At 36.6% G+C, this 16,996-nt stretch carries 11 protein-coding genes; 10 read left to right on the top strand and 1 reads right to left on the bottom strand.

Annotated elements, in window-relative coordinates; translation table 11 throughout:
* Position 1: 1 nt before the first annotated feature.
* Positions 2–1,525: an aldehyde dehydrogenase family protein gene (locus tag G5B37_RS00435; protein WP_164678083.1), complete on the bottom strand. Its 1,524-nt coding sequence runs from the start codon at positions 1,523–1,525 to the stop codon at positions 2–4.
* Positions 1,526–1,755: 230 nt separating this feature from the next.
* On the opposite strand from G5B37_RS00435, the gene G5B37_RS00440 reads away from it, so the two are divergent.
* The 10 genes from G5B37_RS00440 to G5B37_RS00485 all read left to right on the top strand — a co-directional run bounded on the left by G5B37_RS00440 (position 1,756) and on the right by G5B37_RS00485 (position 16,987).
* On the top strand, positions 1,756–2,664 hold the full coding sequence (locus tag G5B37_RS00440; protein ID WP_164678084.1) for an AraC family transcriptional regulator: 909 nt from the start codon (positions 1,756–1,758) through the stop codon (positions 2,662–2,664).
* A 218-nt stretch (positions 2,665–2,882) separates the two neighbouring features.
* On the top strand, positions 2,883–5,228 hold the full coding sequence (locus G5B37_RS00445) for a chondroitinase-B domain-containing protein (RefSeq protein WP_164678085.1): 2,346 nt from the start codon (positions 2,883–2,885) through the stop codon (positions 5,226–5,228).
* Positions 5,228–7,522 (top strand): alginate lyase family protein, encoded by a 2,295-nt coding sequence (locus G5B37_RS00450; protein ID WP_164678086.1) that lies wholly within the window; start codon positions 5,228–5,230, stop codon positions 7,520–7,522. The genes G5B37_RS00445 and G5B37_RS00450 overlap by 1 nt, the downstream gene beginning before the upstream one ends.
* 9 nt (positions 7,523–7,531) lie before the next feature.
* A complete protein-coding gene (locus G5B37_RS00455; protein ID WP_164678087.1) occupies positions 7,532–7,879 on the top strand; it encodes a cupin domain-containing protein in 348 nt (115 codons plus the stop codon).
* A gap of 155 nt (positions 7,880–8,034) precedes the next feature.
* The gene (locus tag G5B37_RS00460; RefSeq protein ID WP_164678088.1) at positions 8,035–11,217 is read left to right on the top strand and encodes a SusC/RagA family TonB-linked outer membrane protein; all 3,183 of its coding nucleotides are present in this window, start codon (positions 8,035–8,037) and stop codon (positions 11,215–11,217) included.
* Positions 11,218–11,229: 12 nt separating this feature from the next.
* Positions 11,230–12,567 carry a RagB/SusD family nutrient uptake outer membrane protein gene (locus G5B37_RS00465; protein WP_164678089.1) on the top strand — a complete coding sequence of 446 codons (1,338 nt, stop codon included), beginning with the start codon at positions 11,230–11,232 and terminating at the stop codon, positions 12,565–12,567.
* Between the two features lie 321 nt (positions 12,568–12,888).
* Positions 12,889–13,596 (top strand): FadR/GntR family transcriptional regulator, encoded by a 708-nt coding sequence (locus G5B37_RS00470; RefSeq protein WP_164678090.1) that lies wholly within the window; start codon positions 12,889–12,891, stop codon positions 13,594–13,596.
* A gap of 181 nt (positions 13,597–13,777) precedes the next feature.
* Positions 13,778–15,046 carry an MFS transporter gene (locus G5B37_RS00475; protein ID WP_164678091.1) on the top strand — a complete coding sequence of 423 codons (1,269 nt, stop codon included), beginning with the start codon at positions 13,778–13,780 and terminating at the stop codon, positions 15,044–15,046.
* 33 nt (positions 15,047–15,079) lie between these two features.
* A complete protein-coding gene (locus tag G5B37_RS00480) occupies positions 15,080–15,844 on the top strand; it encodes an SDR family NAD(P)-dependent oxidoreductase (protein WP_164678092.1) in 765 nt (254 codons plus the stop codon).
* Between the two features lie 120 nt (positions 15,845–15,964).
* On the top strand, positions 15,965–16,987 hold the full coding sequence (locus G5B37_RS00485) for a sugar kinase (RefSeq protein WP_164678093.1): 1,023 nt from the start codon (positions 15,965–15,967) through the stop codon (positions 16,985–16,987).
* The last annotated feature ends 9 nt before the right edge of the window (positions 16,988–16,996 follow it).

Consider the following 16,996-nt stretch of genomic DNA (forward strand, 5'->3'; position numbering starts at 1 on the left):
CTTAAAAGAACCCCATGGCTTTCTTATCGTATGAGATAAGCATGTTCTTGGTGTGTCGGTAGTGGTTTAACATCATCTTGTGGTTTTCCCGACCAATTCCAGACTTTTTGTATCCACCAAATGGTGCGTGAGCAGGATAGTTGTGATAGTTATTTACCCAAACTCTACCCGCTTTTATCGCCCTTGGTATTTTGTAGGCCTGATGATTGTCTCTGGTCCATACGCCCGCACCTAATCCGTACAATGTATCGTTTGCAATTTCTATCGCTTCAGCTTCATCTTTAAAGGTAGTCACGCAAGCAACTGGGCCAAAAATTTCTTCTTGGAACACACGCATCTTGTTGTTTCCTTTGAGCAGGGTAGGTTGAATATAAAATCCGCCTTCTAATCCTTCATTATAAGCTGCGTCACCTCCAGTAAGAACCTCACAACCTTCTTCTTTACCAATAGCTATGTAATTTAGGATTTTTTCATATTGGTCATTAGAAGCCTGTGCACCCATCATGGTATCTGAAGCTAACGGATGGCCAAGTTTTATAGCCTTTGTACGTTCTATTACACGCTCTATAAAAGCATCATAAATGTTTTCTTGTATAAGAATTCTAGACGGACATGTACAAACCTCTCCTTGATTTAATGCAAACATTACGGCTCCTTCTATGCACTTATCAAAGAAATCATCGTCTGCATCCATAATACTTTCAAAGAAAATATTTGGTGATTTACCGCCTAATTCAAGCGTTACAGGAGTGATGTTTTTTGAAGCATATTGCATAATTAATTGACCCGTGGTTGTTTCTCCAGTAAATGCAATTTTATTTATGCGAGGGCTAGATGCCAATGGTTTTCCCGCTTCGGCTCCAAATCCGTTAACTATATTTAATACGCCAGCTGGTAAAACATCTTCTATCATTTCCATGAGGATAAGAATACCAACGGGTGTTTGTTCTGCAGGCTTCAAGACAACACAATTACCTGCAGCAAGGGCAGGAGCTACTTTCCATGTTGCCATAAGAATTGGGAAGTTCCAAGGAATGATTTGCCCAACAACCCCTAGTGGTTCGGTTACATTAAGGCATACAGTATTGGCGTCAAGCTCACTTACAGACCCTTCTTCAGCGCGAATTACACCCGCAAAATACCTAAAGTGGTCGATAGCCAAGGGTAAATCTGCAGCCATTGTTTCTCTTACTGCTTTACCATTATCCCAAGTCTCGGCTCTAGCTAAGGCTTCTAAGTTTTGCTCCATAATATCGGCTATTTTAAGCAATAAATTACTTCTAAAAGTTGCCGAAGAATTATTCCATTCTGGAGCAGCTTTCCAAGCAGCATCAATGGCAGCATCTATGTCGTCTTGAGTAGAACGTGGAATTTTAGTAAAACTCTTTCCATCTACTGGAGACGTATTCTCAAAATATTCCCCTTTGGCAGGAGAAGTCCATTTTCCACCGATAAAATTCTCATATTGGTTTTTAAATTTGGGTTTCTGAATAGCTTGTGCTATTGTACTTTCTGTAGTGCTCATAATTTTTAGTATTTTAAATTAGCGTAAATAAGTTTTACAATACGTTCAATAAGTTGAACTTCGGATTACTGTTTTTTAAAAGTAAAAGTTATATAGGCTAGATATCTGAACGATTCTATCATACTACTGAACAATACTATCATTAGGTGTTAAACTCATAAAAATCCTGCCAAATAATTGTATATTTATAGGTGTAAATCTTAAAAAGTAAGAATAAACTAATTTCGCTTATGTGGTTGCCAGAACACTTTTATACCGAAAGGAAACTTGAGAACTTAGTTGAAAACCAAACCTCTTACACATTAGAGTCTGCTGCAATGCATGTCTTTGAAACACACAAACAAGCAGATAAAGTTCTTCTGAAATTTGATCAACCGGTGCTAGCAAGTATGCTTGTTGGAAAAAAAGTAATGCATTTAAGAGATCATAATTCATTCGATTTTTTACCCGGCGAGTCTTTAATTTTACCTGCTAATGAAATGATGTGCATAGACTTTCCAGAGGCACAACATGATAACCCTACGCGATGTTTAGCTATGGCCATTGCCGAAGACAAAATTAAAGAAGTATTGCAGTTAATGAACGAAACAATGCCCAAGCATAATAATAAGGAGTGGGGGTTGATAGATTATAATTTTCATTTTACCAACGACGTAGGTATATATCAAATTTTACAACGGTTACTGTTCTTATTTACTGAAAACCACACTTCTAAAGATATGTTTGTAAATAATATGCTTCGCGAACTAATTGTTCGCATCTTACAAGCCAATTCTAAGAAAATATATACAGATGCTACATTATCTATGGTTACAAACAATCGTTTGGCATTTGTAATAGATTATATACGTACCAATATTAGAGAGTCGCTTACAGTTGAATTGTTGAGTAAGAAAGCGTATATGAGTGAGTCTCATTTCTACCGTGTCTTTAAAACCGAATTAGGCATTTCTCCTGTAGAGTTTATAAATAATGAACGCATCAAACTAGCATCAAGCTTACTTCAAAACCCTTCCAAAAGCATTAAAGATGTATTTATGGAAAGCGGATTTGAAAGTCGTTCTTATTTTAATAGACTCTTTAAGCGCGCCAATAAGATTACCCCTAAAGAATATAGAGATAAAGCATTTCAAGTGTAACTTTTAGTTATTATTTGTGCTGGCTTCAATGGTTTAGTTTAAATGCTGCGTACTGTTATTTTTAATATCGTTTTAGTTTGTACCAATAACGAACGCATTAAATTTCTTTTATCTATTACCTAAGAATAAAAAGTTTTAATAAAAATACTTGCTACTTTCATGAGAATATCTATATATTTGGTCAACCAATCTGGTTAACCAATTTTATTAAATCGATCATGATAACAAAAAATCACACTTTTCTCGGACTTTTAGCGCTACTTTTTCTCTTTGTTTCTTGTAATGCACCTGCAGAAAAAGATAATGTTGTTTCAACCATCGATGAGTTTAATGAAGCTGTAGCAAATGCCAAACCTGGCGATCACATTATTCTGAAAAATGGAGTGTGGCAAGATACCGAATTGCTATTTGAAGCAGAAGGAACATTAGAAAATCCTATTACACTTTCAGCAGAAGAGAAGGGTAAGGTGCTATTAGAAGGTGCCTCTAACTTGCGTATTGCTGGAAATCACTTGGTAGTAAGTGGTTTGGTTTTTAAGAATGGGTTTACACCAACCACAGAAGTAATTTCATTTAAAAAAGACAGCAAAACTTTTGCAAGCAACTGCCGATTAACAGAATGTGTTATAGACGACTTTAACAACCCAGAGCGTCATGAAGCTGATACTTGGGTTGCTATTTATGGTAAAAACAACCGTGTAGACCATAACCACCTCACTAACAAAAGAAACAGAGGGGTAACTATGATTGTTCGTCTTAACGATAAAGTGCATCAAGAAAATAACCATAAGATAGATCACAACTATTTTGGCCCTCGGCAAAACCTTGGATCTAACGGAGGCGAAACACTCCGAATTGGTACAAGTCACTTCTCACGTACCAACTCTAATACCTTGGTAGAGAATAATTATTTTGATAGATGCAACGGAGAACACGAAATTATCTCAAACAAATCTTGCCAGAATACGTATAAAGGAAATGTCTTCTACGAGTGTACAGGTACATTAACAATGAGACATGGTGAAGAAACTCTAGTAGACGGTAATGTTTTTATAGGAAACGGGAAACCATCAACAGGAGGAATTCGTGTTATTAATGGAAAGCAAACGGTTACCAATAATTACGGAATTGGCTTAACCGGATACCGATTTAGAGGTGCCTTTGTGATTATGAATGGCATTTACAATTCGCCAATTAACAGATACGACCAAGCGAAAGATGCAGTTGTAAAAAACAACACCTTTATTAATTGTGATAACATTCAGTTATGTGCTGGAGCAGATGCAGAACGCAGTGCACCACCAATTAACTCAGTTATGGAAAACAACATTTTCTATAATGAAAATAAAGATGATGTTTTTACTGTATACGATGACATTAGTGGTATTTCGTTTAACAACAACCTAATTAGTGAGAATATAGAATCTATAAACCCTTCTGGATTTAAAAAGGGGAAACTAGACCTAGTTACTAATGATGCCGGATTATTAGTACCAAAGAACACAGGTTTAGATGTTGGCGCTAAACTCCCATTGGCTGTAATTTCAAAAGAAGAAACGGGTGTATCATGGTACGCCAAAGAAATTAATGAAGCAACTTTAGGTTCTGGGAAAACAACGGAAGTGGCTCCTGGTTTAAATAGTTTATACGAAGCAGTAAAAGCATCTGCTCCAGGAGATATTCTACAGCTTACGTCTGAAGAACCTTTTGAGGTTTCAAAAACAATTATGGTAAATCATGCCCTTACTATTTCAGCAAAAGAAGGCATACGACCTACCGTATTATTTGAAAAGAAGAATCTATTTGAAATTCAGAGTGGAGGAAGCTTATCTCTCAATGGGATTGTTTTTGATGGAGCGAGTTCTCCAGATAGAACGGGGAACTCTGTTATTTCAACAAGTAAATATTCAATGATTAAAAACTATAAATTATTTATAGATAACTGCGAATTCAACAATCTAGATGTAAATCATTCGTACGATGCCATTAGAGTGTATAAAAATACCTTTGCAGACACTATTAGCATTAAAAATTCTCAATTTAAAGCTGTTACGGGTTCTGTAATTGCTTTAGATAAAGAAACCGATGATATTGGAATTTACAATGCAGAATATGTAATTCTGAAAAATAATGTTTACAGCGATATTGGTCAGGCTGCATTAAGACTACATAGAGGAGGAAAAGATGAAAGTACCTTCGGGCCTTTCCTTGAAATAGACCATTGTGTTTTTGACAATGTAGGGTACGACAAACGCAATAAGTATAATGCAGCAATCTCACTTTATGGAGTTCAGGTAAATGAGATTCAGAATAATATCTTTAACAAAACCAAAGGATTAAAAATGCATTTGGTGGTGGGTGAACCTATTGTGAATATCTTAAATAATAACTTTTACGATTCTGAAAAAATTGAAACTACCGGAGACCAAAAGTACACCGTAAATAATTTGTGGAGTATGAAACCAGAGTTTAAAGAGGGTGGCTACTCTTTAAAACCAGACGCCAAACTTTCTGGCAAAGGAACCGACGGATTAGACTTAGGGGTTATTTCAAAAGAACTATAATGAGTATCGTTAGAAAATATAGTGTACGGGTACTTTTAGGTTTACTTATAACTGCCGGTATCTCATGTGCAGACGAGAAAACATCGTCCTTACCAGTTTCTTCAACTTCTTCGGAAAGTTTAGACAATGAACATCCATCCTTAATTTTAACAAAGGCAGGAGTTGATAAAATTCGGGAAAATTTAGGGAGTGTTCCACTTTTTGATACTTCGCTTGCTGCTGTTAAAAGTGAAGTGGATGCAGAAATTGCTGCGGGTATTGAAACTCCAATTCCAAAAGATTATTCTGGGGGTTATACCCACGCTCGTCATAAAAAAAACTTTCTTATCCTTCAAAAGGCAGGTGTTTTGTATCAGATTTTAGATGATGAAAAATATGCCATATATATAAAGGACATGTTGTTTCAATATGAAGCAATGTATAAAACGTTACCAAAACATCCTCAAACACGATCGTATGCAAGAGGGAAATTATTCTGGCAGTGCTTGAATGATTCTAACTGGCTAGTGTATGTGAGTCAGGCATACGATTGTGTTTACAACTACTTGTCTGCTCAAGAGCGCGAGACATTAGAAACAAATCTCTTTAGACCATTTGCCGATTATATTTCGATAGAGAATCCGCAATTCTATAACCGGGTCCATAATCATAGTACATGGGGAAATGCTGCGGTTGGTATGATAGGATTAGTAATGAACGACAAAGAACTTATTGATCGTGCGCTTTACGGAATTAAGGGAGCCGGTCTACAGACAGGTGAAAAAGATAACGATGGCGGATTTATTTATAATAAAGATGGTAAAGCTGGATTTTTGGCAAATTTGGAAGAACCCTTCTCACCAGATGGTTATTATACAGAAGGTCCTTATTACCAGCGCTATGCAATGTACCCTTTTTTAATTTTTGCAGAAGGTTTGCATAATGTAAAGCCAGAATACAAGATTTTTGAACACAAAGATAGCGTGCTATTAAAATCGGTTAACGCGCTCTTAAACTTATCCGATGCAGATGGTGAGTTTTTCCCTTTAAATGACGGACAGAAGGGGATGTCTTATTATTCTAGAGAACTAGTTACAGCAGTAGATATTGCTTACCAATACGGGGGTAATAATCAAGGGCTTTTAAGTATAGCTGAAAAGCAGAATAAAGTGCTATTAGATGATTCTGGATTGGCAGTGGCGCTAGGGGTTAAAAACGGAGAAGCCAAACCTTTCGAGAAAAAATCAATTAATCTTACCGATGGGCCTGACGGAAAACAAGGGGGCGTAGGTATTTTACGTTATGGAAACGAAGACATTACACTAGTTTTTAAATACGCCGCACAAGGGTTAAGTCATGGACATTACGACAAGCTGTCTTTTTCATTGTATGAACGCGAAGAAGAAGTACTTCAAGATTACGGATTGGCACGTTTTGTAAATATTGAGCAAAAAGGAGGGGGAAATTATCTAAAAGAAAACACGACATGGGCCAAGCAAACCATTGCACACAATACGCTTACCATTAACGAGACTTCTCATTTTAACGGGTCTTATGAAATAGGAAGTAAGCATCATTCTCAATTATATCTTTTTGACGCAGAGAATGAAGCAATACAAGTAGTAAGTGCTAAAGAGACAAATGCATATGGCGGAATAGAGATGCATCGTACGTTGGTAATGATTAAGGACGATTCATTCGAAAAGCCTTATGTACTAGATATAATGAAAGTACTCGCTACCGAAAACAATCAGTACGATTTACCTTATTATTTTATGGGTCAGTTAATGCAAACCAACTTCGATTACAAAACACCAAATACATTAAAGGCACTGGGTGCAAAAAATGGCTATCAACATTTGTATGTTGAAGGTGTAGGAACCACCACTTCGCCAAATGCAAAGATTTTATTTTTAAATGAAGGTAAATTTTATTCGTTAACTACTGCAACAAACAAAACAGATAAGCTGTACTTCACAAGAATTGGAGCTACTGATCCAGAATTTAATTTACGAAGAGATGCTGCATTCATGATTAGAAGAAACAATACGAAAAACACAGTATTTGTTTCGGCTATAGAATCGCATGGAGGATATAGCCCTGTTTCAGAATTTGCAGTAAATTCAAATAGTTCTATTTCAGAAGTAAACGTTGTACTAGATACTGCAGCATATACAGGAATTCGTATTACAGATGTAAATGGAACTAGTAGACTTTTTATACTCGCAAATAATACAACGAGTAAAGATAAATCACATTCAGTAACAATAAATAATAACGAACACCAATGGACAGGTGCTTATTACTTTAAATAAAACAGAATTATGAAAACATTTGGAGCAAGCAAAGAATTTTTACTAGACAAAAACCAAGAATGGGAGGTAGTAGGAGAAGGTGTAAAAAGAAAAATAATGGGTTATGATGATAAAATTATGCTCGTTAAAGTAGAATTTGAAACGGGAGGCATAGGCTATAAACACGAGCACCATCACTCTCAAGTAACCTATGTAGAGAGCGGTTCATTCAATTTTAGCATCGGAGACGAAACGCAAACAGTAAAAGGTGGAGACTCTGTCTATATCCCACCGCATGTATTACATGGCGCAATTTGCACTGAAAAGGGTATTCTAATCGACGTGTTTAGCCCAATTCGTGAAGATTTTATGGAATAATTCATATTTAACTTCAAAATTACTTGCGAGTTAAGAAAAAGTTAATATATTTGGTTTACCAAATTGGTTGACCAGTTTGGTAAACCAAAAAAGAATAGGTTAGACCATTATCTTTTCTTTTATATCTAATCACAAAAACTTTAAATAATTTAATTATGAATTTAAAAACGAAGTTAACTTTAATTATGATGCTCTTCAGTAGCATTGTAATTATTGCACAAGAAAACTACTCGCTTTCGGGTACCGTAGTTTCAGCAGTTGATCAAATGGGTATTCCTGGGGCTAACGTTATAGTTAAGGGAACTACTGTTGGGGCATCTACTGATTTCGACGGAAATTTTACAATTAGTGTAAAAAGCGGGGATGTATTGGTGTTCTCTTATATCGGTTTTGTAACGCAAGAGGTTTTGATTGAAAATCAGACAACCTTAAATATTACGTTATCTGAAGATGAGAATACATTAGAGCAGGTAGTTGTTGTAGGTTATGGAACGCTTAAGAAAAGTAACGTGACCAGTGCAATTGCGAAGGTAGAAGGTGGTGATCTCGCTGCAATTCAAGCCACTCGTGTAGACGATGCACTTGCAGGAAAATTAGCAGGGGTACTAATTCAAAACCAAGACGGTGCTCCGGGTGCAGACCCTAAAATTCAAGTAAGAGCGGCTTCGTCTATAAATGGTAACTCCAATCCGTTAATTGTTGTAGACGGCTATCCTATCTCAGGGAGCTTAGCAACTGTAAACGCTAATGATATAGATAGTATAGAGGTGTTAAAAGATGCTGCATCTGCGGCTATTTATGGTTCTAGGGGGGCTAACGGTGTTATATTAGTAACCACCAAAAAAGGAAAAAAGGGTGAGCCTTCTTTTAGTTATAATACCTACACTAGTATTTCAAGCCGATATTTGGTAGACAATATTAACATGACAGCTGGAGAATGGGCTAATACGCTAGAGGCTGGTATTGCCGATGGTACATATGATGTTTCTGAATTAGATCCGAACTTCGTAAACTACAAGATAAACGCCTATAGAAATTCACCAGACGTGGTTGCTGTAGAAGATTATTTGTTTAGAAACGGATACAGTACAAGTCATGACTTTAGTATGAGTGGTGGTTCTGATAACGCAAATTACTTTGCTTCAGTTGGGTATCAAAATACTGAAGGTATTGTGATTACACAGGGTTTTGAGAGACTTAATGCTCGTTTAAATGTGGATGCTAAAATTGGTGAAAAATTTAAAACAGGAGTAAGTTTCAATGGTTTTGCTTCAGAAAGAGATATTGTAGGTCATGACATGAGAGACCTTTTAAGAGCATATAGCATTTCTCCAATTTACCATACAGCGGCGTCTATTGCTTTTGTTCAACAATTAGATAGACAAGCACAAGCGATGGGGCTTGATGCATTTGATGATGGTTACAGAGCAGGACCTGATTCACCTTTCAACAAGAGTATTTACACCTTACAGCCAGGAGATACGGCACAAGACTGGCATTACGGAAGAAGTGGTAACGGTATTGGAGGATCTGGAGATGCTGGTCCAGCAACTAAACTTGACAACACAGACCGTTGGCAAAAAACCTTTTTCGCTAATGTAACGTCTTACTTACAATACAGTTTGTTAGATGGGTTAAATATTAAAGCAGTTTTGGGTGCAGATATTAGAGATACTAAAGATTATTTCTGGAGAGGACTTGAGTTCGATTCTAGAGCACGTTCTAATCAGACAGCTTTAGATGAAACAACGGTAAAACAAACATCTACTTTAAGTGAAACTACGTTGAATTACGCTAAGCAATTAGGTAGTCATGATATATCTGCAGTAGCGGGGGTAGAATTTCAACGAATTAATTTTAATGGTAATTCTTTAAATGGTTCAAATGTACCGTTTAGTGATATTATAAACTACAACCTGTTAGATCCAGAAGACATTATTGTAACAGAGCGTGACGAGACTATTTCAAGATGGAGTGTCTTCGGAAGATTAAACTACGCTTTTGATAATCGTTACTTAGTGTCGGCTTCGGTACGTAGAGATGGTGACTCACGTTTCGGATCAAACAACAGGTACAAAACCTTCCCAGCTCTTTCTTTAGGTTGGAACGTTCATAACGAATCTTTCTATAACATTGAGTTTTTAAGTTTACTAAAGCCTAGATTCAGTACTGGATCTTTAGGAACTACTTCAGATTTAGGTGCGTATAGCTCTTTAAGTCTTTTGAATCCCCAACCAACAGCCTTCGGAACAGGATTTTTAATCCCATCAGATGTGGCAAATTCAGACCTAACTTGGCAAACAAATACGGAAACAAACTACGGTATTGATTTAGGGTTTATGAATAACCGTGTTAGATTAGGAATAGATTATTATACATCAGATATTGAAGACATCTTAATTAACCAAAGTGTCTCTGAGGTATTTGGTACAACATCTATTAGACTTAACTCTGGTGACGTAAGAAGCTCAGGATTAGAAGCTGAACTTTCCGCAGTTATTGTGAGAAACGACAATTTTAGATGGGATATCGGTGCCAACCTTTCTACGGTAGAAACTGAAATTACAGATTTAGGTGGTCTTGAAGAATTACCTAGAACCATTTACGGGCAGAGTGGTAGAGGTCCTGTATTTAGAAATTATGTAGGTGGAGAAATAGGAGAGATGTGGGGATTAGAAACTAAAGGACAGGTGGAAGATGTGTATATAGCAGACCCAACACGTGCTATTGGTATTAATAGTTCGGCGTTTTATGTTGTTGACCAAAATGGAGATGGTGTTATTGATAAGACAAAAACAGTTGAAGAAGGTGGAGATTTAGTGAAAATTGGACAGAACACACCAGATTTTTACTATGGTTTTAACACTTCTATGAACTATAAGGCCTTTGATATGTCACTACAATTTCAAGGTTCTCAAGGAGGTGATGTTTGGAATGTTGACCCAATCTATTACAATTCAGAATTTGGAGGAAGACTACGTTCTAGCTTCGATGCAAACGAAGACGGTATAGCCGATCATAACGGAGAGTATTATTTAGATTCTAATAACCAGTTAGATGCACAAGTACAAGACGCATCTTATGTAGCGCTTAGAAATCTTACAGTAGGATATACAGTTAACCCAGACTGGGTTAGTAAAATTGGGATTGATTCTGCAAGAATTTATGCTGCAGCAACTAATCTACTGTACTTATGGGGAGATGATTACACTTCTTTTAACCCAGAAGGTGTAGAAACTACCAATGGTGGTTACCTAGGGCCTACGACTTATGGAGTGCAAGTAGGTGCAAGCCCGATTGTAAGAAGCTTTACATTTGGTTTAAATGTTAATTTTTAAAAGATGAAAAAGATGAAAAAAGTATATATATTATTTTTAGGATCATTGTTGTTAACAATGTCGTGCAGCACAGACCTGGATGAAGTTCCAGAGAACATTGCTAGCGCAGATTCTTTAACAGATTTTACCGGAGTTCTAAACGCAGCATATTACTACCAGCTTGGTGCTGTTACGCCAATGGCTGTAATGGGTGACTTTAGAGCAGATAATGCGCTTATGGATGAAGAACCATATCCAGCATTTGACAGATTTAACAGTGAGCTAACGGTTATGGAAGATCAATTTTTTGGACCTTTCTACACAGCTTTATACAAGTCTATCTTGAGTTCTAATAATGTAATCGAAAATGGAGATGATGCTACTCAAATAGGTGAAGCAAAATTCTTAAGAGCATTGTCGTATTTCAAACTAGTACAGGTGTTCGGAGATGTTCCTGTTATACTAACATCACCAAACATTGAAGATATCCCAGCGTTTGATCTGACTAGAGTACCTGCTGCAAACGTATACAATAATATCATCATACCAGATTTACAAGCTGCCATAGGAGCTTTAGGAAATAGTGCAACCAATGGTAGAGCTTCAAAACTTGCGGCTCAAGGTATCTTGGGTAAAGTCTATATGCATATGGGTGACTATGCGAAGGCAGAACCTCAATTATCGGCTGTAGTAAGTGGAGCTTCTGGTGCGGGAGTGAGTTTACAAGAGAATTTCGCAGATATTTTTGGTGAAGCAAATGATTTAAATTCTGAAATCATTTTTGCAACCCAAAGATCTGGATCTGTAGTAGACGAATATGGTTTCTCTGAATTTTGGGAATGGTTTTTCGGGCTAGATACAAAAGCTTTAGAGCCTCTAGATTTAGACTTGGTCGCTGCTTTTGATTCGGTTGCCTCAGACACACTTAGTGGCGGAGATTTAAGAAGAGTTGTAACCATAGATACTATGGCTTTAGCTTCTCCTAAATTTCCTCAATCAGGAGGTCCTGACCACGATTGGATAGAGTTAAGATTAGCTGATGTTATTCTACTTTATGCAGAAGCGCTAAATGAAAATGGATCATCACCAGCTACCGTGTTGGCATTGTTAGATGATATTCGAGAAAGAGCAGGATTAGAAAATCTAGATCCGGCTACGCTTAACACACAGGCTTTAGTAAGACAAGCAATTCAGGATGAAAGAAGGCTAGAATTAGCTTTTGAAGGACAACGTTGGTTCGATTTGGTTAGAACTGGAACCGTTGATGCAGAAATGGGAGAAGTAGTTAATCCTAACTATTATGTTTTTCCAATTCCAACATCAGAAGTCCTAGCAAGTGATGGAGTAATTACTCAAAATCCTGGGTACTAATTAAATTACCAAATTAGAAGTGCTTATATATTGTTGTGAGTTTTGGTGTTAGTAGGTAGCTTATATAGTTTATGACACAAAAAATTACTAAAAGCATCAAAACTTTTACAACAAAATGAGCGAGAAGACTAGGTTAAAGAGATATTATTAGCAGTTATTTGATTAGCCATTAAATTTTGTTAAAAGTTTTACTGGTCATATAAAGACCAGTAAAACTTATTAGAAGAATAAAATTTATAAGCTCGCAAAGTGAAAATTTATTTCTGTTTATATAACTTTAGAAAAATTTAAGTTGGTTAATCAGTATTTGAATTCGCATTTATGAAAGTAGAAATTCTTACAACAAATGAAAACTATTCGCTTCAGAAACAGGTAATAGTGAAAATTCGAGATTTAATAAATCATAAGAATTTAGAACCTGGCGATAAGCTACCGTCTGAACGTATGCTTTCAGAAAAATTTGAGGTTACTAGAAGTACCATTCGCGAGGCCATTCAAAAACTGGAATTTTATGGACTATTAAAATCTAGACCTCAAAGTGGAACGTTTGTCGCCAATATTGGTGTGGTGGCTATGAATGGAATGATAGACGATATTCTACGTCTTGAAGATCCAGACTTCAAATCGCTGGTTGAAACAAGAATTCTTCTAGAATTAAAAACATCAAGGTTGGCTGCTATTAGAAGAACTGAAGAGGATCTTGAAAGTATGAAAAATGCGCTAGAAGCATATGCACTAAAAGTAACCAATGGCGAAGACGCAGTTCAAGAAGATTTACTTTTTCATTTAGCAATAGCGAAAGCCAGTGGAAATAGTTCTATGAATACATTTATGTTAATCATTACTCCTGAAATAATTACAAATTTTGGAAAGTACCACGTGTGTGATGCTGCCTTAGCATTCTCTGGAATTGAAGAACATAGGTTAATTTACGAAGCAATAAAGGAACAAAACCCGCAGTTGGCTAAGAAAAGAATGAAACAACATTTTAAAGAATTATATAAATATTGCTACAATGTAGAAGTATAGTGTTTGATCATTGCATTCAATCACACGTTTAATACGATAATTAAAAATTACAGGATAGTTACTATTCAAATTTAAGCTTGTCAATTTATTAATATAATAACGTTTCAACCTGCTTATGTAGGTTGACATAGAAAGCTCACGCCTTTTCCGAAGAGTCTTGGTGTAACGAAATTTAGAAAATATGAAAATAAAGGGACTTAGATGGTGGATTATTGGGCTTGTTTGCTTGGCGACCATCATTAACTATATAGATAGATCTGCTCTGGGTATTATGTGGCCCGAAATGAGTAAAGATTTGGGTCTGACAGAAGCAGATTACGCTTGGGTAATAAACATTTTTACCATTACATACGCTGCTGGTAAATTTATTTCAGGAAAAGTATACGATAAGGTAGGAACCAGAATAGGTTTTGTATTGTCAATCTTCTTTTGGTCACTAGCCTCGGTATTGCACTTTTTTGCAAGAGGAGCGGCCTCTTTAGGAATATACAGAGGATTATTAGGAGTTGCCGAAGCAGGTAATTGGCCTGGAGCTGTTAAAAATAATGCGGAGTGGTTTCCTATTCATGAACGGGCATTGGCGCAAGGTATATTTAACGCTGGCGCAGGTATTGGTTCAATCGTTGCTGCTCCTACCATAGCAGAACTATTTGGAGCCTATGGTTGGAAATTAACATTTGTAATTATTGGTGTGCTAGGATTCGTTTGGATTATTCCATGGCTTATCATTAATAAGAACAAGCCAAAATTCCATCCTTGGATAACCGATGGAGAAAAAAAGCATATTGTAGATGGTAGACATGCCTCGAGACAAGGTGATGAGGTTCAAAAAGGATTAAGTGTGATGGAGATACTGTCAAAAAAAGAAGCTTGGGGAGTAATTGCTGCTCGCTTTTTTATTGAGCCTATTTGGTGGTTATTTGTTTTCTGGATGCCTATTTATCTCTTTAAAGAATACAATTTCAACGTAAAAGAAATAGGGTATTACGCATGGTTCCCATATGTTGGAGCAATGGTTGGTAGTTTAGCGGGAGGGTGGTATGCCCAAAGACTGATAAAGAAAAAAACAGTTGATTTCAGCAGAAAAAAAACAATGACCATTGGTGCAGTAATTATTGTAATATCAATTATAGGAGCTATACTGTTTGCAAATACACCATTAAAGTTTGTATGCTTCGTATTTATGGTGTTATTCGGATTTCAATTTGCGATTAGTAACATACAAACAATTCCGAGTGATCTTCTTAGCGGAAAATCTGTTGGAACCCTCGCAGGGCTTGGGGGAAGTATAGGAGCCGTTTCTGTGATCATTATGAACTGGTTAATCCCAATTATAACGGTAGATTCATACACACCAGCATTTGTGATTTTGGCGGTATTAGCACCTCTGGCAGTAGTATCAGTCTTCCTGCTGATTAAAAAGATTGAACCAATAGATGTAGAAGTTTAAAAAAAATTGTTTTAAAAATTTAAATTATAGATTATGAGTGAATTAAAAAATAAAATTGCCATTATAACGGGAGCTACTGGAGGTATAGGATTTGCTGTAGCTGAAAGATTAGGTAAAGATGGATATACCGTAATTTTAAATGGTATAGACGATGCAGAAGGAGCTAAAAGAGTTGAAGAACTCACAGCAAATGGGATTACCGCCGAGTATTATGGTTTTGACGTTACTAAAGAGGAGGAAGTTTCAGCTAACATTAAAAAAATTGGTGAAAAATACGGTAAAATTGATGTGCTAGTGAATAACGCTGGCGGGCTGGGCGGAAGATCAAGATTTGAAGATATGACCACAGATTTTTACAGATTTGTAATGGCGTTAAACCTCGATTCAGTATTTTTTGCTTCAAGAGCTGCGATTCCTTTTCTAAAAAAGGGAGACCATCCATCAATAATTAATTATACATCTAATGCAGGTTGGACTGCTGGTGGACCAGGAGCTGGTGTTTATGGAACTTCTAAAGCTGGAGTTCATGCAATCACCAGAGCATTAGCAAAAGATTTGGCAGAATACGGAATTAGAGCGAATGCAGTATCTCCAGGCACTATAGACACTCCGTTTCATGCTCAAATTAAAGCAACAAAGCCAGAAGTTTTTGCGTCATGGGCCAACAATATTATGCTAGGTCGTTTGGGTCAGCCAGAAGATGTGGCTTCAGTGGTCTCATTTTTAGCTAGTAAAGATGCGGCATTCCTTACAGCCGAAACCATTCAAGTGGGTGGCGGACAAGCATTGGGAATTTAAAAATTAATAATGCAACTGTCGAGTAGTTTTGTTTTTTGCGTATCTTTTTCAAAATTAGATATCAAAAAATTGAAACTACTTGGCTTTTTAATAGGTATATTCAGAAAATAAATTCAAATAATGAGTAAAGTTGTCACATTTGGAGAAATTATGTTAAGACTCTCTACAGAGCGTCATTTGCGATTTTCTCAAGCAAAAACATTTGCAGCCTCCTACGGGGGTGGAGAGTTTAATGTAGCAGTATCTCTGGCGAATTACGGAATTCCGGTTGAATTTATTACGAGATTACCAGAAAATGAAATAGGAGCTTGTGCATTAAAAGAGATGCGCAAATTTAAAGTAGAGTCTGCAAATGTTATATTTGGTGGTGATAGACTGGGCATCTATTACTTTGAAACAGGAGCAGGAACTCGCAGCAGTAATGTTGTGTATGATAGAGCGCATAGTTCGATGGCCACCATCGAAAAGGGATCAATAGATTGGGAATCGGTCTTTAAAGATGTTAGTTGGTTTCATTGGAGTGGTATTACACCAGCAATTTCTGAATCTGCCGCCGAAGTATGCTTAGAGGCAGTAAAAGTAGCACATGCTATGGGAATTACTATTTCATCCGATTTGAATTATAGATCTAAATTATGGCAATATGGGAAAGAACCTAATCAGGTGATGCCCAAATTACTACAAAATAGCAACATTATATTGGGAGATATAGATACAGCATTCTTTATGTTAGGTCAGGATAAAGTGAATCCAAACTATCAGAACGAAACATCGCTTCCAGTTTTATACGATAAACTTTATAAATTATGCCCTAACTTACAAATAGTCGCTACAACCTTAAGGTATTCTGTTAGTGCCTCTCATCAAAGAATAGGAGGGGTGTTGTACGATGGTAAAACCTTATTCAGCGCCGATGTTAAGGAAGTAACACCTGTGGTAGATAGAGTGGGAAGTGGAGATGCCTTTATGGGTGGATTGATTTACGGAATTTTAAGTGATAATTATGACAAACAAAAAGCGCTAAACCTCGCTGTAGCCGCATGTTGTCTAAAGCATACCATATCAGGTGATTGTAATTTAATTACCTTAGAGGAAATAGAAAAACTACTAAAAGGTGACGCCTTTGGCGAAGTCTCTAGATAAACTAAATTT

The organism is Rasiella rasia, from assembly GCF_011044175.1.
Classification (GTDB): Bacteria; Bacteroidota; Bacteroidia; order Flavobacteriales; family Flavobacteriaceae; genus Marinirhabdus; species Marinirhabdus rasia.

Excerpts from the sequence above, each read along its gene's own strand:
- G5B37_RS00435 (WP_164678083.1), bottom strand. The coding sequence starts at position 1,525 with ATGAGCACTACAGAAAGTACAATAGCACAAGCTATTCAGAAACCCAAA.
- G5B37_RS00440 (WP_164678084.1), top strand. The coding sequence starts at position 1,756 with ATGTGGTTGCCAGAACACTTTTATACCGAAAGGAAACTTGAGAACTTA.
- G5B37_RS00445 (WP_164678085.1), top strand. The coding sequence starts at position 2,883 with ATGATAACAAAAAATCACACTTTTCTCGGACTTTTAGCGCTACTTTTT.
- G5B37_RS00450 (WP_164678086.1), top strand. The coding sequence starts at position 5,228 with ATGAGTATCGTTAGAAAATATAGTGTACGGGTACTTTTAGGTTTACTT.
- G5B37_RS00455 (WP_164678087.1), top strand. The coding sequence starts at position 7,532 with ATGAAAACATTTGGAGCAAGCAAAGAATTTTTACTAGACAAAAACCAA.
- G5B37_RS00460 (WP_164678088.1), top strand. The coding sequence starts at position 8,035 with ATGAATTTAAAAACGAAGTTAACTTTAATTATGATGCTCTTCAGTAGC.
- G5B37_RS00465 (WP_164678089.1), top strand. The coding sequence starts at position 11,230 with ATGAAAAAAGTATATATATTATTTTTAGGATCATTGTTGTTAACAATG.
- G5B37_RS00470 (WP_164678090.1), top strand. The coding sequence starts at position 12,889 with ATGAAAGTAGAAATTCTTACAACAAATGAAAACTATTCGCTTCAGAAA.
- G5B37_RS00475 (WP_164678091.1), top strand. The coding sequence starts at position 13,778 with ATGAAAATAAAGGGACTTAGATGGTGGATTATTGGGCTTGTTTGCTTG.
- G5B37_RS00480 (WP_164678092.1), top strand. The coding sequence starts at position 15,080 with ATGAGTGAATTAAAAAATAAAATTGCCATTATAACGGGAGCTACTGGA.
- G5B37_RS00485 (WP_164678093.1), top strand. The coding sequence starts at position 15,965 with ATGAGTAAAGTTGTCACATTTGGAGAAATTATGTTAAGACTCTCTACA.